Source organism: Shewanella sp. M16 (assembly GCF_018224605.1).
Classification (GTDB): Bacteria; Pseudomonadota; Gammaproteobacteria; order Enterobacterales; family Shewanellaceae; genus Shewanella; species Shewanella oncorhynchi.
Genome location: NZ_JAGTUL010000043.1, coordinates 1 through 19,631, shown reverse-complemented (window position 1 = coordinate 19,631; position 19,631 = coordinate 1). Strand labels below are relative to the sequence as shown.

The following is a 19,631-nucleotide window of genomic DNA, read 5'->3' as shown; positions in this document are numbered from 1 at the left end:
ATGTTAAACCAATTCACTCACTTGGGCTAGTTTAGCTGCGCGAGTGCGATATATAAAGTTTGACCACCAAAGGCGATTAACAGTAAGCCGCTCAATAGTCTAACGGTTTTCTTTTGTACCCATGCAGCAAGGCGTTTTGCCGCCACGCCAGCGCTTAATAGGGCGGGTAAAGTACCCAAGCCAAAGGCTAACATAATCAAGGCGCCTTGGCTGGCAGAGCCAGATGCAACCGACCAAGTTAAGGTGCTATAGACGAGGCCGCAGGGGAGCCAGCCCCAAATGAATCCCGCCATGACTGCTTGGCTCGGATTCTTAATAGGTACAAGGCGCTGCGCTAGCGGTTTTAAATATTGCCATAGCCATTGACCTACACGCTCAATTTGCACTATTCCAACCCAAATTTTAGCGATGTAAAGTCCTGTTGCGATCATCATCAGTCCAGCAACCATGCGCAGGACAATCAGATAAATATCCAGCTCAAATAAGTGACCAAGACCTGCCGACGATGCGCCCACTAAGCCGCCCGCTAAGGTGTAACTTAAAATACGGCCTAAATTGTAACTCAGTAAATATTTAAGCTGATGGGCCAGCTGGTTACCTATTTTAGGATGAGGGATTTGGGCGGAAAAAGCGCCCACTAAACCGCCACACATACCAAAACAATGTGCCGCTCCCATCAAGCCGACGAGAAAGGCACCGGTGACATTGTACTCAATCACAAAGGCATGCCTTTTTGCTGATTTTTTATTGCTTGCTGCGCTGCGATGTCATCATGTTCTGCTGTTGACTGAATGGCGGGGGTGGCTAGATGGCCTGGTTTGTCAGTATTTTCATCAAACAATATAGAAACACTTTGACGGTCAAGATCATCAAATTGCTCAGATTTCACTGCCCAAAAAAATACCATTACCGCGATGGCAACGAAGATAATGGCAATGGGGATAAGCACATAAATAATTTCCATAATGACCTCTTACTATCTGGTTAAACGTTTTATTATGATCACACTTTAACCCGTAATAATCTCAGGCTATTACCGACCACAATCAAGGAGCTCGCCGACATGCCAATAGCGGCAATATAAGGTGCCACATGACCAGTGACAGCTAAAGGCAAGATAAGGGCGTTGTAACCCAGCGCCCACGCTAAATTTTGTTTAATAATTTGCGTGGTCAGTTTAGCGACCGCGACAGCTTGGGTGAAACGGGATAGATGATCGCCCAGTAAAATCAAATCGGCACTGTTTTTGGCAATCGCACTGCCACTGCCCATGGCGACCGACAAATCAGCCCCCGCAAGTACAGGCGCATCATTGATGCCATCGCCAAACATCGCCACACGAGTATGCTGTTGTAATTTCGTTACTAGGGCAAGTTTACCCGCGGGCGTTAATCCGCTGTGCACATCTTCAATTCCCAGCTCTTTGGCCAGTTGATGCACATGTCCGGAGCTATCGCCGCTGGCGATACTAATGCGACAACCTTGTTGCTTTAATATCTCAATCGTGGCCTTACTGTCTTGACGAATATTGTCTTGGATCTCAAAACTTGCAAGCACTTCAAGCTGCTCATTGGCTGAGCGTGCTAACCAAATCTTTTGGGTTGGGTCCTGAGTATCGACACGTGCACCAGTAAATACAGCATTACCAATTAAATATTCAGTCCCCTCGATACGGCCTCGAACACCAAAGCCGACTTCATGGTGAACTTGTTCTGCGACCAAGGTATTATCGGCAAATAGGGCAAATGCAGCCGCAATCGGATGACGAGAGCCCGTTTCCAGCGCTGCGGCAATAGCTAAGGCCTGCGTCTTTGTTAAATCGGCCATGCACTGCGTTTGCCCGATAGAGAGCGTACCACAGGTAAGGGTGCCAGTTTTATCAAAGACCACATGCTTAATCTGCGGCAGTTTTTCAAATACGCCGGCTTTGCGGGTAATGATCCCAAGACGGGTAAAAATGGCGGTTGCACAGGTGACGGCGGTCGGTGTCGCTAGCGCTAAGGCACAAGGACAAGTCGCGACCAGAACCGATAGCGTTACCCAAAAGGCATCCTCTGGGGAAATCTGTTGCCAAACCAAATAGGTGATCGTCGCGATTGTTAGAATCGTACCCGAGAAATAGCGGGATAATTTATCGGCTAATAGGGCTATCGCAGGTTTTGTATTGGATGCCAGTTCCTGCAGTCGAATAATTTCAGCCACGAGTTGGTCTTGCCCCAATGCGGTAACTTTAACTTTTATCGGTTGGTCGACGTTGATAGTACCAGCGTACACTTGCTGATCTTGCTGTTTTTCAATGGGCATTTGCTCACCTGTGAGCATAGCTTCATTGATATTTGTGTGGCCTTCAATCACCACACCATCGGCCGCAACCATTTCCCCTGGTTTCACAAGGATCACATCATTGAGGCGTAACTTTTTGGCCGGAATTTCTTCTTGACCATTTTCGGTGACTAAGTGTGCAGTGAGCGGCACCAATTTATGTAAATTACTGGAGCTGACCGAGGCCTTTTGTCTTGCCTTTTGCTCGAAGTAACGCCCAAGTAACAAAAAGAAAGTAAACATGGATACGGATTCAAAATACACTTCGCCTGTGCCATTCACTGTGGCAAAACAGCTTGCGGTATAGGCACCTCCAATGGCAATCGAAACTGACACATCCATATTGAGTTTGCCGCTGAGCAGGGTACGAATGGCGCTAAAATAGAAGGGTTGCGCCGAATAAAGCACCACAGGCGTGGCAAAAATCATGCTAACCCAGCGGAAATAGTCCCGATACTGCACGTCTAAATCGGTGAAGTAGCCAGTATAAAGGGCGAGGGCGAACATCATAACTTGCATAGTCGCAAAGCCTGCTAAGCCTAAACGCAGTAAAAATTTGCGACTATTGAGTTTATTGTTGAGCTCTTGTTCGTCAACTTGGTAGGGGGCGGCTTGATAGCCGATACGACTAATTTGTCCGAGAATATCGCTAAGTTTTACCTTGCGTTTATCCCAACTGATCATGGCGCGTTGGGTGGTTGAGTTGACTAGCACTTGGCTCACGCCCGCAAGTTGTTTGACTTTGTGTTCAATTAACCAAGCACAGGCGGCACAGGTGATACCATCGATGGAGAGTGACACTGATTCGACATTGTCCTCAGAATGCACAAAGTCTTGCTGCACTTCGGGCAAGTCATAGGCGCTAAATTGCGTTAATGCTTCGGGGACCAGGGCATTCTGTTTACTGCCAGGCTCAGTGCGGAACTTGTAATAACTGAGTAATCCCGCATCGACAATCGCTTGAGAAACCGCCTGGCAGCCAGGGCAACACATCAGTTCATCACGGTCATTAATGCGAGTCACAAACTGCTGGCCCGTCAGAACGGGCTCTTGGCAGTGAAAACAACTTGGATACGTCATAGCGCTACTTATTTAACCACAATCAATTCAGCCAAAGTTGGACGTGATCTTTTAATTCAACACGTTGGTGAATTCGCCATTTACCGTCGTAACTTTCGAGGCGAACTTCCCAAGGACCGGTTAGGGTAGTAGGAATGGTAATGCGATACACATTACTGGCATCGGCCGTCGCAGTGAGTTTCATATCTCTGTCGGCAATGGTTGGATGATAGAACTCGACTTTCAAGGCGGCTTGATATGCAGGTCCCCCTTGCTGCGTCAGTAAAATCTCATTATTGGCTTGATCGAGTGAAAAATTCATGCCTATTTGTTTGGCATACTTCACTTTACTTAAGTCCATATTAATGGCTTTGCCATCTTTGTAGTAATCCTCGGCGACTAAGGAGTCCGAGTTCGTAAGGGCAATTTTTAGCGTGGTAAAACTTGCGACGACGGCACATAAAGGAAGAATAATTAAAAACCAAGGCCAGAACTGCTTATACCAGGCTTGTTGTTCGCTCATGTCAGATACCCATTCAAAAAATTTGCGCCATTTTACCGTTAAAAGACGGTTTTAGCACTTTAAAAAAAAGGCCTCGAAGTCTTCGAGGCCTTAGTGTTACTTATACCTAATTACTTGTTTGACAAGCTATAAACATAAGCTGTAATGACGTGAACTTTCTCTTCACCGAGAACGTCTTTCCACGCTGGCATCACACCTGCGCGACCATGTTTAATGGTCTCTTCGATCATGCCACGGCTACCGCCATATAACCAAACATCGTCAGTTAAGTTAGGAGCACCCATAAACTTGTTGCCTTTAGCGTCCATACCATGACACGCAAAACAACCTTTCATGAATGAGCCTTGACCTTGGGCAGCGAGTTTCTCGTCATGCTCACGACCAGACAATTTAACAACGTATTCAGCTAAACCAGCAATCTCGCTATCTTCGATTGGCAAACCACCTTTGGGTGGCATCATGCCATGTCGACCTGCCATGATAGTGGTCTTAATCGTGGCTAATTCACCACCATATAACCAGTCACCATCGGTAAGATTAGGGAAGCCTTTGCTACCACGTGCATCAGAACCATGGCACTGAGCACAGTTTTGCAGGAACAAACGGCCACCCACTTTCAACGCTTCCTGGTTTTTCACTAATTCTTCTAGTGGTGTTGCCAAGTAAGCCGCGAAGATTGGGCCATATTTGTCATCGGCGTGCTTCACTTCCTGATCATATTGCACCCAGCGACCTTCTTTTGCGGCTAACTCAACCGCGGCAGCAGAATCGGCTTTAATACCCTGTTCAGTACCAATACTTTGGTTCGCACTGCTCCAGCCTAATAGGCCTTTGTAGTTGCCTAAACCAGGATATAAGGCCAAATAGATCAAGCCAAACACGATAGTGATATAGAACATATAACTCCACCATTTTGGCAGTGGGTTATTGAGTTCTTCAATACCGTCGAAACTGTGACCCATGGATTCGCCTTCTTTTACGTCAGTGGTGTTCTTAGAACACACACGCAGTAATAGAAAACAACCCGCGATCACGACTAACGAGAGTACAGTAATCCAAACACTCCAGAAGCTACTCATCACTTATTCTCTCCTGAGTCCTTCGATACCTTGTTGACTTCCTCATCGGAAAACACAAGGTTAGCTGCTTCATCAAATGATTTTTGACGACGCGAGCTATATGCCCAAGCAAATATACCGACGAAGGTCAGCATCACAATGATGGTTAAAATGCCTTGTAATGTGCCGTAATCCATATATTGCCTCCTTATTTGAGTGCGTGACCCAAAGACTGAAGATATGCAATCAAGGCGTCCATTTCTGTCTTACCTGCAACAGCTTGCTGTGCGCCTGCGATTTCTTCATCGGTATAAAGATCATTACCTTTGTAACCGCCTTTATGCAGGTTACGTAGGATAGTCATCTTGTCACCCGTTAGTTTGCCGTCTAACTTGTTTTCGGCTAACCATGGGAACCCTGGCATATTCGATTGAGGAACTACAGCACGAGGATCGATTAAGTGAACTTCATGCCATTTATCGCTATAACGACCGCCAACACGTGCAAGATCAGGACCCGTACGCTTAGAACCCCATTGGAATGGATGATCCCAAACTGATTCGCCCGCGACAGAGTAGTGACCATAACGTTCAGTTTCTGCACGTAAAGGACGGATCATCTGGCTGTGACAGTTATAACAACCTTCACGAACATAAATGTCACGACCTTCAATTTGCAGGGCAGTGTATGGCTTTAAACCTTCAACTGGCTCAGTTGTATCTTTTTGAAAAATCAACGGTGTGATTTCAACGAGACTACCGAAGCTGATAGCGATAACGGTAAAAATCGCTAACAAACCGATGTTTTTTTCAACTATCTCATGATTAAATTTCATCGAGTTTGCTCCTTTAAGCCGCTGTTGGTTCAGCCAATGCTGGCAATGAATCTTTAGAGGCTTTCACAGAACGGATCCCGTTAAATGCCATGATCAGCATACCGGTCAGGAAGAAACAACCGCCAAGGAAACGTACGAAGTAGAAAGGATAAGAAGCTTCCAGACTTTCAACAAAGCTATAAGTCAAAGTACCGTCAGCATTCACTGCGCGCCACATCAGACCTTGCATTACACCTGAAATCCACATAGAGACGATGTAAAGCACAGTACCAATAGTCGCTAACCAGAAATGGACGTTAATTAACTTGATGCTGTACATACGGCCGTGACCGAACAATACAGGGATCAAGTGATACAGAGAACCGATTGACACCATCGCAACCCAGCCTAGCGCGCCGGAGTGAACGTGACCGATAGTCCAGTCTGTATAGTGTGATAGCGCGTTAACTGTCTTAATTGCCATCATAGGGCCTTCAAAGGTAGACATACCGTAGAAAGACAGAGAAACAACTAAGAAACGTAACACAGGGTCAGTACGCAGTTTATGCCAAGCACCAGACAAGGTCATGATACCGTTAATCATACCGCCCCAAGAAGGTGCGAATAGGATCAATGACATCACCATACCTAAAGACTGAGTCCAGTCAGGTAAAGCTGTGTAATGTAAGTGGTGAGGACCAGCCCAGATATACAGTGCGATCAGTGCCCAGAAGTGGACAATAGAAAGACGGTAAGAGTACACAGGACGACCTGCTTGCTTAGGTACGAAGTAATACATCATCCCCAAGAAGCCTGCGGTTAATAAGAAACCTACAGCGTTGTGACCATACCACCACTGCACCATAGCATCGACAGCGCCGCTATACAGAGAGTATGACTTGAACAGACTGACTGGTACTGCCATAGAGTTAACTATGTGTAGTACGGCAACGGTAATAATAAAGGCACCAAAGAACCAGTTCGCCACATAAATATGCGAAGTTGTTCGTTTGATAATAGTACCGAAGAACACGATAGCGTAGGACACCCAAACGATAGTAATTGCGATATCGATAGGCCATTCTAATTCAGCGTATTCTTTTCCTTGGGTGAAACCCATTGGTAAAGAGATAGCTGCTGACAGAATGATGGCTTGCCATCCCCAAAACGTAAATGCGGCTAACTTAGGTGCAAATAGTCGGGTTTGACAGGTGCGTTGTACGACATAATAGGATGTTGCAAAAAGGGCTGATGTACCGAACGCGAAGATCACCGCATTGGTGTGTAATGGTCGCAAGCGACTATACGTTAACCAAGGAGTGTCAAAGTTCAGCTGAGGCCAGATTAACTGAGCCGCAATTAATACGCCGACTGACATACCAACAATACCCCACAAAACTGTGGTTAAGGCAAATTGGCGGACAATGGCGTAATTGTAATCAGCGCCTGTTGGCTGGGAATGGTTCATCATAATGCTTCCACTGCTTATTACTTTTACTTTTAGTAAAGACAAGCTTTACCTGTTATAAATGACATAAAACTCAGCCTCCCTATTAAGGTTGCTGAGTGATGTCAATGCGTTACCCTGCATATTTTTGCTCAAATATGAGGTTTCGCAATGATACTTGAGCCATATCAAAAAAGATACCAAAGAAGGGGTGTGGAAAGTTGATCTAGATCAACCTACGCCATAGAATGTTAACATATTGCATCATAAGGTTAATCTTTGTGCTAACTCGTCTGAGTCCCTATTTATTTATTGCATTATTTAGCTTCAATCTCACAGCTTGTAAGGAAGATGCAAAGCAAGTCACACTTAAAAGCAGTCTTGATCCTTCACTTTGCCAATTTTCTAAGGGGGATTGTGTTAAAAAAGTTGGGGATGTTGAGCTCACTTTTCGCTTGTCACCAGGGAGTGCACCAAGCGAAAAGCCATTGACATTACAGTTGTTATCTTCCATGCCAATTTCTAATGTGCAAATCCGCTTAGAAGGAAGAGACATGTTTATGGGCGTTATTCCTGTAAATGTGAAGCAAACTGATGAAATGACTTATATCGGTCAGTTAGTCTACGGTTCTTGTAGTAGTGGCTACATGGTTTGGCGTGGCTTTGTGAGTTTTAGCGTTAATGGTGAAACTAAAACGGCTGTTTTTGATTTTCTCGCAGATGACAATGGTTAGATATATCTTTGAAAGTGCTTGATAGGCTTTCTAAATATCAAGACAATCAACTATACAGATTAGTGATCCTTCCAGTTTTCTTTTACTTTGACAAAAATGTCTACATTTTCAATAAAGAGCTGTAATAAGTGAGGATCAAAGTGTGTTGCTGCACCTTTACGCATTTCAGCTAAAACCTCTTCTAAAGGCCAAGCTGTTTTATAGCAGCGGGCATGGGAAAGGGCATCAAACACATCTGCGATTGCCACAATCCGCGAGAAAATGTGAATTTCGTCTTGTTTTAGATTTGCAGGATAACCAGAACCATCATATTTTTCATGATGTTGCAGTGCAATAATTGATGCGGCCTTTAGTATTGGTCGCTCAGAATTTGCAAGAATTTGATGGCCAATCATAGGGTGCTGACGCATAACTTTCCATTCTTCGTCATCTAATTTGCCGGGTTTAAGTAGGACAGCATCGGGGATCGCAATTTTACCTATGTCATGCATTGGTGAGGCACGGCGCAGTAAATCGGCTTCGTATTCACTTAAACCAGCGAGTAATGCTAATTGAGAACAATACTCCGCCATACGTTTCACATGATTGGCAGCTTCTTTCGAGCGGCTTTCAACAACATCACCTAAACGTAAAATAAGCTCTGATTGTGTATCTTCCACCTCCTGATTGAGCAGCAAATTTTCAAAGGCTATGCCCACGTTGATGGCAAAAATATCAATGAGTTTCTTATCAAGATCATCAATTCTATCAATACCATCCATATAAAGTAGATTGATTAAACCGCCTTTGGTGGGAAAGTAACCGATAAAGCAATTGTCTTCATAAAGGCACCGCTGTTGGGAGAGCGCACTGCGCAGTAGACGATCAATATGTTCAGGTAGTTGCGTAATGTGGGATTTATTAGCAAATTGGCCAGTACCTGCAAGGATTTCTATATTGACAGGTTCAACATGACCACTAATCGCATCAATCGCATTACAAGTCAGCAGTAGCGTTTCTGAATCGAGATTAAGTAGAGTGGCCACTTGTGTCAGTAGCCCATCGGCGAATTTATGCAGGGTGCGTAGTTCAAATAATCCTGAGGTGGCTTCTAGTACTCTTTCTAAGCCCTTACGGTGATTTATTTGCGTGCGCCTTGCTTGCTCGATTTCCATTATATCGCGATAAGAGCGAAGGGCTGAGTAGACGCTGGTCATCAGCTTACGGGAATCGAGTTCAGCTTTTGCTTTGTAATCATTAATATCGTAATTGACGATAACGTCTTCTTCAGGTGCTTGCCCTGGCTGGCCTGTACGTAAGATCAATCGAGTGGTTTTATTCAGTAATTCTTCACGGATCCACTTTACTAGTTCTAACCCCGCATGGTCACTTTCCATGACAACATCAATAAAGGCAATGGCGATGTCATGTTCTTGATTGAGTAATTCTTTTGCTTGTTCGGCACTATAAGCATTGATAAAGGTGAGGGCACGGCCATCAAGTTTAAAGCGGGAGAGGGCAAGCTTAGTGACGGTATGAACATCGGGTTCATCATCGACCACTAATACCTTCCAAGGAATACCAGACTCTGTTGTCTCGGTAGACTTTTTACCGGAAAAAAGAGGGTTTTTCTTTGCAAGATCAATCAGCATCCGATACCTCATTCAAGTAAAAATAATGATCACATAATCAGTGTAGTAGACACATTTCAAAGCGGTGCAAAATCTTGCATAAAATAGCGAGGTGAGTGGCAATCCTTAAATTACATTGTTGATAACGATTCTCATTTGTGTATTCTGTTACTATCAAACAATGATAGGGAGGGAAAGGGCATGACTAATCGAATTAACTTATCAATTTCAGCGCATAAATTGGCACAGCTAATACATGATGGACACATCTGCGCATCTGACTTCACGTGCTTAGATAGCCAATCGAAACAGCAAGTGTGGCAGCTATGCTTGATCTGTTGCAAAAAGCGTATTACTTGTCAGCAATGTTCATTTTCAAGTTGCACTAAAAATCTGACATATCTTGATGCCGATAAATAACATTATCGGCATTTGCGTTTAAGTATTATCATACAAGAAACTCTTATAATTCAGATGTAATATGCAACTTCCTCCAGTAATCCCGTTATTTGACTCATTTGAATTCATACAAGTTGGCAATAGTATTGTTAACCAATATATCACCCAAATTAGCATGAAAAAGGTGGTTGATGCGGGCTTAGTCATCGAGCATGCCAGTGATTGGCTATTTGAGCAAAAGCATAACGAAAACAACTATAAAGCTTATCGCAGCGAACTCACTACGTTTCTGCATTGGTGTTTTGATGTGGTTTCAATGTCTCCCATTCAAGTTACGCGCAAAGACATGAGTCGTTACGTTGATTATTGCCAAGCACCGCCGATAGCACTGATCGGTTATTTTAATGTGCCACAGTTTAAGTACGATAAACTGCATGATGAACGGGTTCCAAACTCGCAATGGCGACCATTTGTCGGCAAAAAACAACTCGGGCAAATCCAGCCTTATGTGTTAAGCGATAATGCGTTAAAAACGAAAATGGCCATTTTGTCTTCGTTTTATTCGTATCTGACAAGTGAAGAATATTGTGAGCGGAATCCTGCCCAAATCTGGCTTAATCACAGTCGATTTGCAGCAAACAGGCAATATCAGTGTCAAAGTCATGAAGATGAAAATAGTCTCGCATTCACTGAATTACAGTGGTCATATATTATGGCGACCGTTACTGGACTAGCAGAAGAATTTCCTGAGTTACATCAAAGAAGTTTATTCCTCATTACATTGATTTATTGCTGTTATTTACGCATTTCAGATGTGTCTGCACGTGCGGGTTATTCGCCGGTGATGAACCAGTTTAAACGTAATCAGCAAACGGGCATCTGGAGTTTTCATATTCCGTTGAGTAAAGGTGGTAAAAGACGCAGTGTTGCGATTTCAAAAGCCTTGCTCGATGCATTAGTCAAATATCGTCAGTTTTTAGGATTAACGGATTATCCAGGACCAAACGAAAATCATCCTTTGTTTGTACGGCATAAAGCTGCTGGACGCGGCCGAGATGTTGGTATCCTCAATGCCAATCTAGGCATTCGTCATGTTCGCGACGAAATTCAAAAAATAATTAATCTGGCTGCAGAACGTATAGAAATCGATGGCTTTACACAAGATGCGGCGCAGATGCGCAAACTTACTGCCCACAATATTCGTCACACCGGCATTACGCACGATATCAATATCAACCGCAGACCGTTATCCCATGTACAAGCCGATGCTGGCCACGAAAGTATCGACACTACATCGCAATATTTGCACACAAGCCAAATTGAACGTCATGAAAGTGCATTCAACAAACCAATCGACCATTTGAAAGGCATAGAGTGATTAGATACAAAGATGCGCACAATGTAACCTAGCGTTATGTTGAGGATTCACGGTTTGGTATAGTGCGTTAGCACCTAACCGCGAGAAGGGATGAAGGGGGTGGGCGAGGTACGAGAATCACTCGAGTTCTTTCGAGTCCGTAACATAATGCATATTGTGCGCGTCTATCAAAAACACATCCTGGCACACCTATATTGCTATCAAAAACAGGCACTGGCTTTTATTTTTTTGCTATCAAAACTAAAGCCAGGATTAAGCCTATTGCTATCATTATTTTGCATCGATGCTGTTAATTTGCTATCAAAAATCATTTACCGGTTAATAGTTCTGCTATCGTTTCTTTGATTAATACCATTTCTTTTTCTAGTTTCTTAATCTCACAAAAACGCTTGTTGTTTTCGATTAGATCTTTACCGTTCTCAATCATATACTCGACAGCTCCTGATTTGGTTGCTTTGCCCGTTAGTTTCATAAGCTCACCAAGTTGTTCTTCTTGTTCTTCCGTTAATCTAACTGTGATAGCCATTTTTTATACTCCGAAAGTTTCTGATAACCATTTTATGATTGCTTTTCTTGCGCCCTTTGCATCGGGTTCTTTATCTAATTTTCCGTCAATCCATAGCTTACAATCGTAACTATGACCCTTAACGGATACCTCTCTGGAGAAACGTTCCCAGTAAAACTCTATTCCTTCAAATTCAACCCAAACACACCACACACCATTTTCTTTGTAGTTCAATTCTGATTGTTTCATATGCCCGCCTTTTTGCTATCAATTAATGTTCTTTCCATGTGTTAATGATAGCAAATTGGCGGGTTAAATCAAGCAAATGATAGCATTTTTGGTAAATAAACTCATATTTTGCTATCAATTGATGGTTCAACCATTCTATTGATGTTCGGGTATATTAAGGGATTATTAAACCGTAGGTTTGATGGGAGCGGAGCGATACTGAAACAAGTGAAGCGGGTGCTTTTCCCCGCTTTATTCCCCGCCCTGTAGACAAGCTTTTTTCTCTTAGCTTGCACAATTCTAATAGCGCTACTGTTCTCAAACGGTCGCAGACAAAACCAACTTAAAGCATTGTTTCCTAACTGAATCTATGCATTAGCTTATGTTGTTGCTGATTTAAACACTCTTATTTTTTTGGACTTTTATTGCTTTTAATCCATTCATTTAATTCCACTTTCCCAATTTCCCTCTCCAGTATCCAGTGGATGATATCTGCTTCTTTCACCACTTCTTTTGTTCCAATGGTGAGTTCTACTGCTTTATCTCTAAGCAGCTCTGCGTGGGCTTCTCTTACTCTGAATGTTGATATTAATTTAGCCATTTTTTTCATCTGCTGTTTGTCCAGTGTTTATCTTAGTTTTTTAGTTACATATCACAAGTAACTATTGACATGTAACATATCACAAGTGTATTTTGCTCATTAATGTAATTTGTAACATGTAACGGATTATCGCTAAGGTAGCTTATGTTTAGCTTTGAGAAGGGGTCTCTTTATACCAATATGACAAGGAAAGCGGCTTTACGGCCAGTTCCTAGCGCTTTGAGTTCGTGCATGATTGGCGAGGCTTTAGAGTCGTTTTCTCGTGGTGAGCTTACTTATCAAATTTGTTTGTCATGTGGTTATGAATTTGAATCTGACAAACTTTGTGCTTGTCCTTCGTGTCATTCCAAAACCGTTTATTCCTCTGATGATTTTTCACCTGAGCCATTGCCGTCAGTCTTTGAGGTTTCCGACTCTCATTCTGATTTTGTTTCGGGGATTTATAATCGTTTAGCTGCCTTTGATTTCCCTGTTCGTAACAGTGCCGAACGTGAGGCCAGTCAAACCAATTGGCGCAAACCTGTTTTTGATATCGTGCGTCGTCACGGTGATTTTGCCCCGACAATGCTTAATTCGTTTATTACCATTTGCTCCAAACAATCCTATTTAGACGGGGTGCGTGCTGTTGAGTCTGCTTCTCAACGTCTTAAATCACTGAATTTAAATGTGACAATGACTGAATCCGAGGTTAAGGAATTAGCCCGTGTTAAGTCTCAAAATTTACGCCGTCGCTTATCTACTATCACAGACGGTGAGGCGTCCTTTGAGGCTGCTCAACAGTTTCTTGCTCATTTGGGGCTTTCATTTGATGAATTGTTGATTAAACAAAAACGCGCCTCTGGTGAGCTTTTTTCTTTAGTTAATCGTGCATGTGATGAACATTGGCTAGGTCGTCAATTACGACGTCGATTTCTTCGTATTGTTGAGAATGTGGCGCGTGATTTAGGCGTTGTTCACAAGGGTAAACAGGCTTATTGCAGTGATTACGCCCTTACTCGCCATCGTCAACGCCAGTCTGATAATTTAGAAGTGTTGGAAAATACCATTGCCGTTGATGATGACGATCACTCAAATGCGTTTTCCTTGTCAGAACTTTCCCGCAAATCAATTTCCAATCCTGAAATCCGTCGGGCTGAAATGTTTGTCAGGCTGAAAGGATTTGAGCAGATAGCACAGGAATTGGGGCATGTTGCCGTTTTCACCACGGTAACATCACCGTCTCGTTTTCATGCCGTTTCTAATGGCGTGTTAAACCCTAAATTTATCGCTGCTGATAGACCTATTCCTGAAGATGCGCACAGGCATTTGATGGGGGTTTGGTCGAATTTTCGCAAGTCTATGGATAAGGCGGGTATTAAATTTTATGGGATGCGCATTGTTGAGCCGCATCACGATGCTACGCCACATCATCACATGATTATTTTCGCATTACCTACTGATATTGAATTCATTGTTACTGAGCTACGTCGGTTCTCATTACTGGATTGTCCAGATGAGAAGGGCGCTCAGGAATACCGTTTTAAATCTGAGAATATTGACCCTAAAAGGGGTTCTGCTGTTGGTTACGTTGCTAAATACATTTCTAAATCTGTTGACGGTCAACACATTGATAAAGACCGTTCAACGTCACTCGATGGTGTTGATGCTGCTGAACGGATTGTTACGTGGTCGCGCGTCCAAGGCATTCGTCAATTTCAATTCTTTGGTGGCCCTAGTGTCACCGTCTGGCGCGAAATGCGTCGTTTACGTGAGCAAATAGCCGAGGGTGATGCCGTGTTTACACAATTAAATTCCGACGAGCATTACCTATTAGAAAAGGTGCGTCGTTCTGCTGACGAGGGCGACTGGGGGGCATTTTGTATGGCCATGGGGGGCATCTTTGTTCGTCGTGCTGACCAAACGGTTAAAACACATTATGCCGTCCCAGCGGTGTTTTCCAAGTTATTTGAATCGGGTGCGTTCTCTAAGACTCGCTTTGGTGATGCGGCTCATGCCCGTGTTAATGGCGTGATGTTTCAAGGCATTTTTAAGGCGACCCGCTTTAAGAGTTGGAAGCTGATTAATAAAGAAGAATATGTCAAAGCCCGTAACCAAGTCATGGACGGTGTTGTTGATATTTTCGATGTACTGGAATTAGAGCGTGAATATCAGCGTATGGCCGAAGCCGACTATGCCGAGTATGAGCGCCACATTCAGGAATATGAAGAACTGCAAGCGCTCTGGCTTGATGCCATAGCTAATGAAGATGCACCAACGAGCGAAGCGAGTGCTTTGGTGCTTCGGCATTAGCCTTGGACTCGTGTCAATAACTGTCCCCACATAATTTTATAACTGTAAGGAAATACAAAATGAAACTTGAAGGCTTAATTTTAGACCCGTCTGATATTCAGATTAAACCGAAAGTAAATTTTCAGACTGGTGAAACCACAAATGTTGGTTTGTTGCGTTTGATTACGACATCACCCACTCAAACGGTTGATGTCCATGTTTCTGCTGATTTTGTAAAAGACGGTAAGACTCTTGATGTTTTAAAGAGCGCTGTCGGCACTCGTTGTCAGTTACACGTTGAATATAAAGAAATGAGCTTTGCAAATAGTGACGGTAAACATGTTTCTATTACTGGTTTCCATTTATTTGAAACCCCCGTTATTCGCAAGGCATAAGGATTAAACAAAATGTCTCTGTGCGTTATACCAGATGATAATGGAACTTTGTTTTATTCCAGTGTTGAACCTTGTGCGGGTTATCTATTAATTTCGGCTCAAGATTTAGATTCTCATCTGACTGCGTATGAAGTCGCTTTGTTTATAGCAGGCGCTGTGTCTCTCTATGGCATGGCTTTTATTTTTAAACTTGGTAGGCAGACCATGGGTCTGCGATAAGGATGTTATATGTCTAAAGCTAAAAAACTGCTGTTAACGTTGGGAGTCGGTGCGGCTTCTGTTGTTTCGACAAGTGCAATGGCTGCTATTGATATTCAGGCGACTGTCGACAAAATGGTTGCTGATGGCACGATTGTTATTGCTGCCATTGGTATTGGCATGATGACTTTGGCCGCTGGTACTGTGGTCTTTAAGTGGGGTAAGGCTCAATTCTTCTAACCACTATTTCAATTTAGGCGGGGAGGTTTTCCCCGCTTTTGAGGTTTTATGCTGATTACCTTACAGGATATAATATGGTTAATCGTACTTTTGGTAACCTTGGATTGCATAAGGCGGGTTTTTTTCTAGCTTTATTTTCATTTCCGCTTTTTGCTTATACCCCTCCAGCTACGCCTGATTTGCCATTATCCTATGAATTTCTAGGTTCCAATGCTGAGGCTGAATCAACAGCTTTCTACAATACTCAGTGTGATTCTAATAATTTTTCGTGGCGCGGGGTTGATTGGGCTTGTGCCGTTGGTGACCCTGCGAACCCTATTTGTTATGTAAAAATGGCGTATCACGCTACTGATGTGAATAAATGCCAAGACTCTGGCGGAACTGACCCAGACTCTGAGAACCCAGACCCTCAGAACCCAGACCCTGATTCTTTGCAAGCGTCCAATCCTCACATTTTGCATCCAACAGCTTTTACTACTGAGCTAAGAGATATTCATAAAGATTTGGGTATTGTTTACGATGCAATATTAAAAGGCGCTCGTCAGTCTTCTTACACAAAGACCGCTATTAATGAGCAGACCTCTTCTATTGCTAGAGATTTAGCTGAATTAACGAGGCATGTTGATCTTTCTGGTGATGGTATTTATACCGTTTTACAGGAAATGCGTACTGATATTAATGCCCAAACTAATTGGGTTAGTCAAAACCAAATGATTTTGGCTGAGTCAAAAAACCTTTTGAAAAGCATTGATTCAAAAACAGGTTCTGGCGGTGGCACTGGTAATAATTATGGCGATTACATGCCTGCTTTGGGTTACATTGCTAATTCTGTCGGTAATTTAAGTTCTTTGTCTAATATCGTTGGAAATACCGCTCAAATAGGGGCTATTAATAATATTTTATCAGGTTCAATTAATAGCAATCTTGAAAAGATAGCGGGTCAAGTTGGTAAGCCTGCTGATAACTCTGCAATTATTGAACAGCTTGTTGAGGCTAATAACGGTCTTACTGATATTGTCATTCGCATGCGTGACATTGAAAACGCAATTGGTAAATCTGAAAAAAGTATTGTGGACGCAATAGGCAAGGGCGGTGATGGCACTGACCCCGATTCGGTTTCTTCTACTGGCTGCGCTTCTTTTCAATGTTCATCTGATTCGCCTTCGTGTTTTATTGCCAGAAAAGAATGGGAACGTTCTTGTGCATTATCTCAAACTGAAACTGATGTTAAGGGCTTAGTAGATTCATTGGTTTCGAGTGTCAAACAATATAATGAATCTCCCGATTCTGACATTCAAAATATTGACGCGGGAGTCATTAACACGGATGCATTATTAAATAAATATACCAATGCAAATGGGTTTAATGCAGGTGGTCAGCAAACCTGTCCAGCGCCTTTGCCTTTGGATATAGGTATTGCTGTTTTGCATATTGATTTGTCGCCAATGTGCGATTTAGCTGCGGTGATTAGTTGGTTCGTTATCGCCACGGCCATGCTTTCTTCTGGTCTAGCCATTGCTAAATATTCATAGGTGATTACATGCCATATTTTTTGATGTTCCTTGCGTCTGTTTTTCCATTTCTAGCTAACTTTGTTGCTGCAACGGCTGGCCGTGTAGCTGTTGCCATCGGTTTTGGTACAGTGACATTTATGGGGGTTGGTTTGATTTTTGATAAGATATTGGACAAGTTAAACGCCACCACGTCGGGGCTTCCGCCACTTGTTGCTACGTTTATTCATCTGTGTGGCATCGATACAGCTATCAACATAATGATGTCTACAGGCTTTGCCTTGCTTGTTTTAAAAGGGGCGAGTCGGGCAGGGAATTCGCGTCAAATGGTATGGCGTAAGCCGGGCGATAAATCGGATGTGGACTGGGGTGCCTAATGATTGTCTTACGAACAGGCAAGCCCGGAGCGAGTAAAACGCTGAATTCATTTTCTGATTTAGTGACTCAGAATGATGGTACTCGTCCAATTTATTATCATAACGTCCGTTTGGTGATGCTGGACTATGATGTTGCATCCTCTTTCAGCGGTTGGTTTTATGGTTCTTACTTGCCCAAGCTCAAAAATAAGGGGGCTTTGAAGCGTATACAGCGGATTCTTAAGCGTGTGCATGCTGATGATGAGTTTCTTTCTCTAGATCACGCTCCGTGGCTCCAAAGCTATTTTGAAGCAGCTTCACCGCTTGAGGCTTGGCTTGCATGGGTAAGAAAGCTGTATTCAAAAAAACAGCTTGAGTCCATGGAGGAATTTATTTCTAACATGCCAGCCGACCAATTAACATTTGAAAGTTTAAAGCAATTCAATTTGCACTTTACGTATTTTGATAATGCCCGTGATTGGTTCAAATTACCTAAAACCGCGATTATCTTTATTGATGAATGTCAGCACTTTTTCCCGCCTCGCGCGATTGGTGCCAAAGTTCCTGACCATGTTTCTGAGTTTGAAACTCACAGGCATAAAGGGTTTGATGTGCATCTTGTTACACAAGATAGGATGCTGTTAGATAATCATGTTCGTAAGCTCGCGAATAAACATATTCACTATCACAATCCATTTGGAGGTGAAAGGGTATCTCGTTATGAAAATTCAAAGAGTTTCGACCCTGACAATTATTTCGATACTCAAACGTGCCAAAAGTCTGTAATTAAGCGGCCAGCGTTGTTTTACGGTTCTTATTTTAGTTCTGAAATGCACACGCATAAATTTAAAATGCCAAAGATTTTTATTGTGGGTATTTTTCTATTATTGTTTTTTATTCTGGTTGTTTATTTGTTTTTCACCTCTGGAATTATGAACCCTTCTAAAGGCTCTGATTCTGTTGATGCTAAGGGCGATTCCGTTTCTGCAAAAAAAGATGATATCTCTAGGGTCGCTAAAATTAATAATTTAAATACAAACGATTCACCGATGTTTCAAGCTTATATTGCCAAGTTAACTGACGGGGTGTTTATTACTGGTTCGCTCTATAAGCGTGATACTTATGGTGTTGCATCGTTTGATTACTCTTTTGCTAAAAAAGATACAGCTGAACTCTTTGACCCTTCGGCTGTAGGTTTTGCAGTCAATGCTATTTCACCTTGTCTTGTTCGTCTGTCTTTTGATAATTACACGACATTTATTACCTGTGACCCCTTTAGTAAATTTGAACCTGTTACTGAATCCTCCGAACCGTCAGCCCCTACATAATCACGTACATTTGTGGGGTGGGAGGCAAGCGCAAGCGCCCACCTCACCATATTTGATTTTATTACATTGAACTTACTGATTAAATTAGGTGTTTCTATGAATTATTGGGATATTGCTGCTGTTGTTTTTATTTTTATTGTTTTTCTTCTTTTAGGGTTTGCTTTAGGTGTTATTTATTCACATACACTTTACTTTGATTTTATAAATTCATTTTGTGACACCTTAACGCTAGAGTCCGTTTCTAACGTTGAGTCACTGGTGACACCATGAACAGAAATTCAAAATATGAACTTAAACAACGTTCTCAAGGTTTAAAAAAATTAACGCTATGGGTTCCCGTTGATTCCGAGGTTGAATTCAAATCCATGGCTGATTTTCTTTGTCATAACCGTGATCATGTTCCTTTTATGGCTCGGTCTGTCATTACTGGAAAAATGAAGAAAGCAGTTTGAACATTAACAAAGGGTCTCCCAATGTGCCTAATGCCGATACACGTACTTATCGGCACTGTGGTTAACTTAAAAAAAAGATGCGCACAATGTGACCGTAGATTCATGTTTAACTGCTGCCCTCGATACAATGCGCAGCATCGAGGGACGCCACAGGCGAGTTTAATATAATCTTCATTGTGCGAAGGTATGTCATTTTTCACGTTAA

24 protein-coding genes are annotated in these 19,631 nt (G+C 42.7%); 12 read left to right on the top strand and 12 right to left on the bottom strand.

Going from position 1 to position 19,631, the window contains the following annotated elements:
- Window positions 1-26: 26 nt before the first annotated feature.
- The 8 genes from KFE26_RS20305 to ccoN all read right to left on the bottom strand — a co-directional run bounded on the left by KFE26_RS20305 (window position 27) and on the right by ccoN (window position 7,247).
- The gene (locus KFE26_RS20305) at window positions 27-719 is read right to left on the bottom strand and encodes a sulfite exporter TauE/SafE family protein (protein WP_198573458.1); all 693 of its coding nucleotides are present in this window, start codon (window positions 717-719) and stop codon (window positions 27-29) included.
- Window positions 716-964: a cbb3-type cytochrome oxidase assembly protein CcoS gene (ccoS, locus tag KFE26_RS20300; protein ID WP_212601536.1), complete on the bottom strand. Its 249-nt coding sequence runs from the start codon at window positions 962-964 to the stop codon at window positions 716-718. The genes KFE26_RS20305 and ccoS overlap by 4 nt, the downstream gene beginning before the upstream one ends.
- A 38-nt stretch (window positions 965-1,002) precedes the next feature.
- Window positions 1,003-3,402 (bottom strand): heavy metal translocating P-type ATPase metal-binding domain-containing protein, encoded by a 2,400-nt coding sequence (locus KFE26_RS20295; protein ID WP_212601535.1) that lies wholly within the window; start codon window positions 3,400-3,402, stop codon window positions 1,003-1,005.
- A 22-nt stretch (window positions 3,403-3,424) separates the two neighbouring features.
- Complete coding sequence (locus KFE26_RS20290; protein ID WP_113940485.1) at window positions 3,425-3,904, bottom strand: FixH family protein; 480 nt, start codon at window positions 3,902-3,904, stop codon at window positions 3,425-3,427.
- Between the two features lie 110 nt (window positions 3,905-4,014).
- On the bottom strand, window positions 4,015-4,983 hold the full coding sequence (gene ccoP / locus KFE26_RS20285; protein ID WP_113940484.1) for a cytochrome-c oxidase, cbb3-type subunit III: 969 nt from the start codon (window positions 4,981-4,983) through the stop codon (window positions 4,015-4,017).
- Window positions 4,983-5,159, bottom strand: coding sequence for a CcoQ/FixQ family Cbb3-type cytochrome c oxidase assembly chaperone (locus KFE26_RS20280; RefSeq protein ID WP_028759966.1), 177 nt, complete (start codon window positions 5,157-5,159; stop codon window positions 4,983-4,985). Before KFE26_RS20280 ends, ccoP begins: the two co-directional genes overlap by 1 nt.
- Before the next feature lie 11 nt (window positions 5,160-5,170).
- A complete protein-coding gene (gene ccoO, locus KFE26_RS20275) occupies window positions 5,171-5,797 on the bottom strand; it encodes a cytochrome-c oxidase, cbb3-type subunit II (RefSeq protein ID WP_028759965.1) in 627 nt (208 codons plus the stop codon).
- 13 nt (window positions 5,798-5,810) lie between these two features.
- Entirely contained in the window at window positions 5,811-7,247 is a 1,437-nt protein-coding gene (gene ccoN / locus KFE26_RS20270) for a cytochrome-c oxidase, cbb3-type subunit I (RefSeq protein ID WP_212601534.1), read from the bottom strand.
- Between the two features lie 224 nt (window positions 7,248-7,471).
- Here ccoN and KFE26_RS20265 point away from each other — a divergent pair, with 224 nt between their 5' ends.
- A complete protein-coding gene (locus KFE26_RS20265) occupies window positions 7,472-7,957 on the top strand; it encodes a hypothetical protein (RefSeq protein ID WP_206766122.1) in 486 nt (161 codons plus the stop codon).
- A 59-nt stretch (window positions 7,958-8,016) separates the two neighbouring features.
- Here the strand turns inward: KFE26_RS20265 and KFE26_RS20260 are convergent, their stop codons facing one another.
- Window positions 8,017-9,588, bottom strand: coding sequence for a DUF3369 domain-containing protein (locus KFE26_RS20260; protein WP_212601533.1), 1,572 nt, complete (start codon window positions 9,586-9,588; stop codon window positions 8,017-8,019).
- Between the two features lie 180 nt (window positions 9,589-9,768).
- Between KFE26_RS20260 and KFE26_RS24070 the strand changes: the two genes are divergently transcribed.
- Both KFE26_RS24070 and KFE26_RS20255 read left to right on the top strand, forming a co-directional pair.
- On the top strand, window positions 9,769-9,987 hold the full coding sequence (locus KFE26_RS24070; RefSeq protein ID WP_081729032.1) for a hypothetical protein: 219 nt from the start codon (window positions 9,769-9,771) through the stop codon (window positions 9,985-9,987).
- Window positions 9,988-10,048: 61 nt separating this feature from the next.
- Entirely contained in the window at window positions 10,049-11,344 is a 1,296-nt protein-coding gene (locus KFE26_RS20255; protein ID WP_212601532.1) for a site-specific integrase, read from the top strand.
- A 307-nt stretch (window positions 11,345-11,651) separates the two neighbouring features.
- Here the strand turns inward: KFE26_RS20255 and KFE26_RS20250 are convergent, their stop codons facing one another.
- The 3 genes from KFE26_RS20250 to KFE26_RS20240 all read right to left on the bottom strand — a co-directional run bounded on the left by KFE26_RS20250 (window position 11,652) and on the right by KFE26_RS20240 (window position 12,687).
- Complete coding sequence (locus KFE26_RS20250; RefSeq protein ID WP_212601531.1) at window positions 11,652-11,870, bottom strand: hypothetical protein; 219 nt, start codon at window positions 11,868-11,870, stop codon at window positions 11,652-11,654.
- 3 nt (window positions 11,871-11,873) lie between these two features.
- Window positions 11,874-12,098 (bottom strand): hypothetical protein, encoded by a 225-nt coding sequence (locus KFE26_RS20245; protein WP_212601530.1) that lies wholly within the window; start codon window positions 12,096-12,098, stop codon window positions 11,874-11,876.
- Between the two features lie 385 nt (window positions 12,099-12,483).
- Window positions 12,484-12,687, bottom strand: coding sequence for a hypothetical protein (locus tag KFE26_RS20240; protein WP_212601529.1), 204 nt, complete (start codon window positions 12,685-12,687; stop codon window positions 12,484-12,486).
- 222 nt (window positions 12,688-12,909) lie between these two features.
- Here KFE26_RS20240 and KFE26_RS20235 point away from each other — a divergent pair, with 222 nt between their 5' ends.
- From KFE26_RS20235 to KFE26_RS20195, 9 genes are all read left to right on the top strand, one after another.
- Window positions 12,910-14,967, top strand: a complete 2,058-nt coding sequence (locus KFE26_RS20235; RefSeq protein WP_212601528.1) for a replication endonuclease — start codon at window positions 12,910-12,912, stop codon at window positions 14,965-14,967.
- Between the two features lie 59 nt (window positions 14,968-15,026).
- The gene (locus tag KFE26_RS20230; protein ID WP_212601527.1) at window positions 15,027-15,341 is read left to right on the top strand and encodes a hypothetical protein; all 315 of its coding nucleotides are present in this window, start codon (window positions 15,027-15,029) and stop codon (window positions 15,339-15,341) included.
- 12 nt (window positions 15,342-15,353) lie between these two features.
- Window positions 15,354-15,560 carry a hypothetical protein gene (locus KFE26_RS20225; protein ID WP_212601526.1) on the top strand — a complete coding sequence of 69 codons (207 nt, stop codon included), beginning with the start codon at window positions 15,354-15,356 and terminating at the stop codon, window positions 15,558-15,560.
- Window positions 15,561-15,569: 9 nt separating this feature from the next.
- Window positions 15,570-15,779, top strand: coding sequence for a hypothetical protein (locus KFE26_RS20220; protein WP_212601525.1), 210 nt, complete (start codon window positions 15,570-15,572; stop codon window positions 15,777-15,779).
- 74 nt (window positions 15,780-15,853) lie between these two features.
- A complete protein-coding gene (locus KFE26_RS20215) occupies window positions 15,854-17,311 on the top strand; it encodes a virulence factor TspB C-terminal domain-related protein (protein ID WP_212601524.1) in 1,458 nt (485 codons plus the stop codon).
- An 8-nt stretch (window positions 17,312-17,319) separates the two neighbouring features.
- Window positions 17,320-17,667 carry a DUF2523 family protein gene (locus KFE26_RS20210; protein WP_212601523.1) on the top strand — a complete coding sequence of 116 codons (348 nt, stop codon included), beginning with the start codon at window positions 17,320-17,322 and terminating at the stop codon, window positions 17,665-17,667.
- On the top strand, window positions 17,667-18,974 hold the full coding sequence (locus KFE26_RS20205; protein WP_212601522.1) for a zonular occludens toxin domain-containing protein: 1,308 nt from the start codon (window positions 17,667-17,669) through the stop codon (window positions 18,972-18,974). Before KFE26_RS20210 ends, KFE26_RS20205 begins: the two co-directional genes overlap by 1 nt.
- Before the next feature lie 96 nt (window positions 18,975-19,070).
- Entirely contained in the window at window positions 19,071-19,244 is a 174-nt protein-coding gene (locus tag KFE26_RS20200) for a hypothetical protein (protein WP_212601521.1), read from the top strand.
- Entirely contained in the window at window positions 19,241-19,426 is a 186-nt protein-coding gene (locus tag KFE26_RS20195; protein WP_212601520.1) for a hypothetical protein, read from the top strand. The genes KFE26_RS20200 and KFE26_RS20195 overlap by 4 nt, the downstream gene beginning before the upstream one ends.
- Window positions 19,427-19,631: the final 205 nt, after the last annotated feature.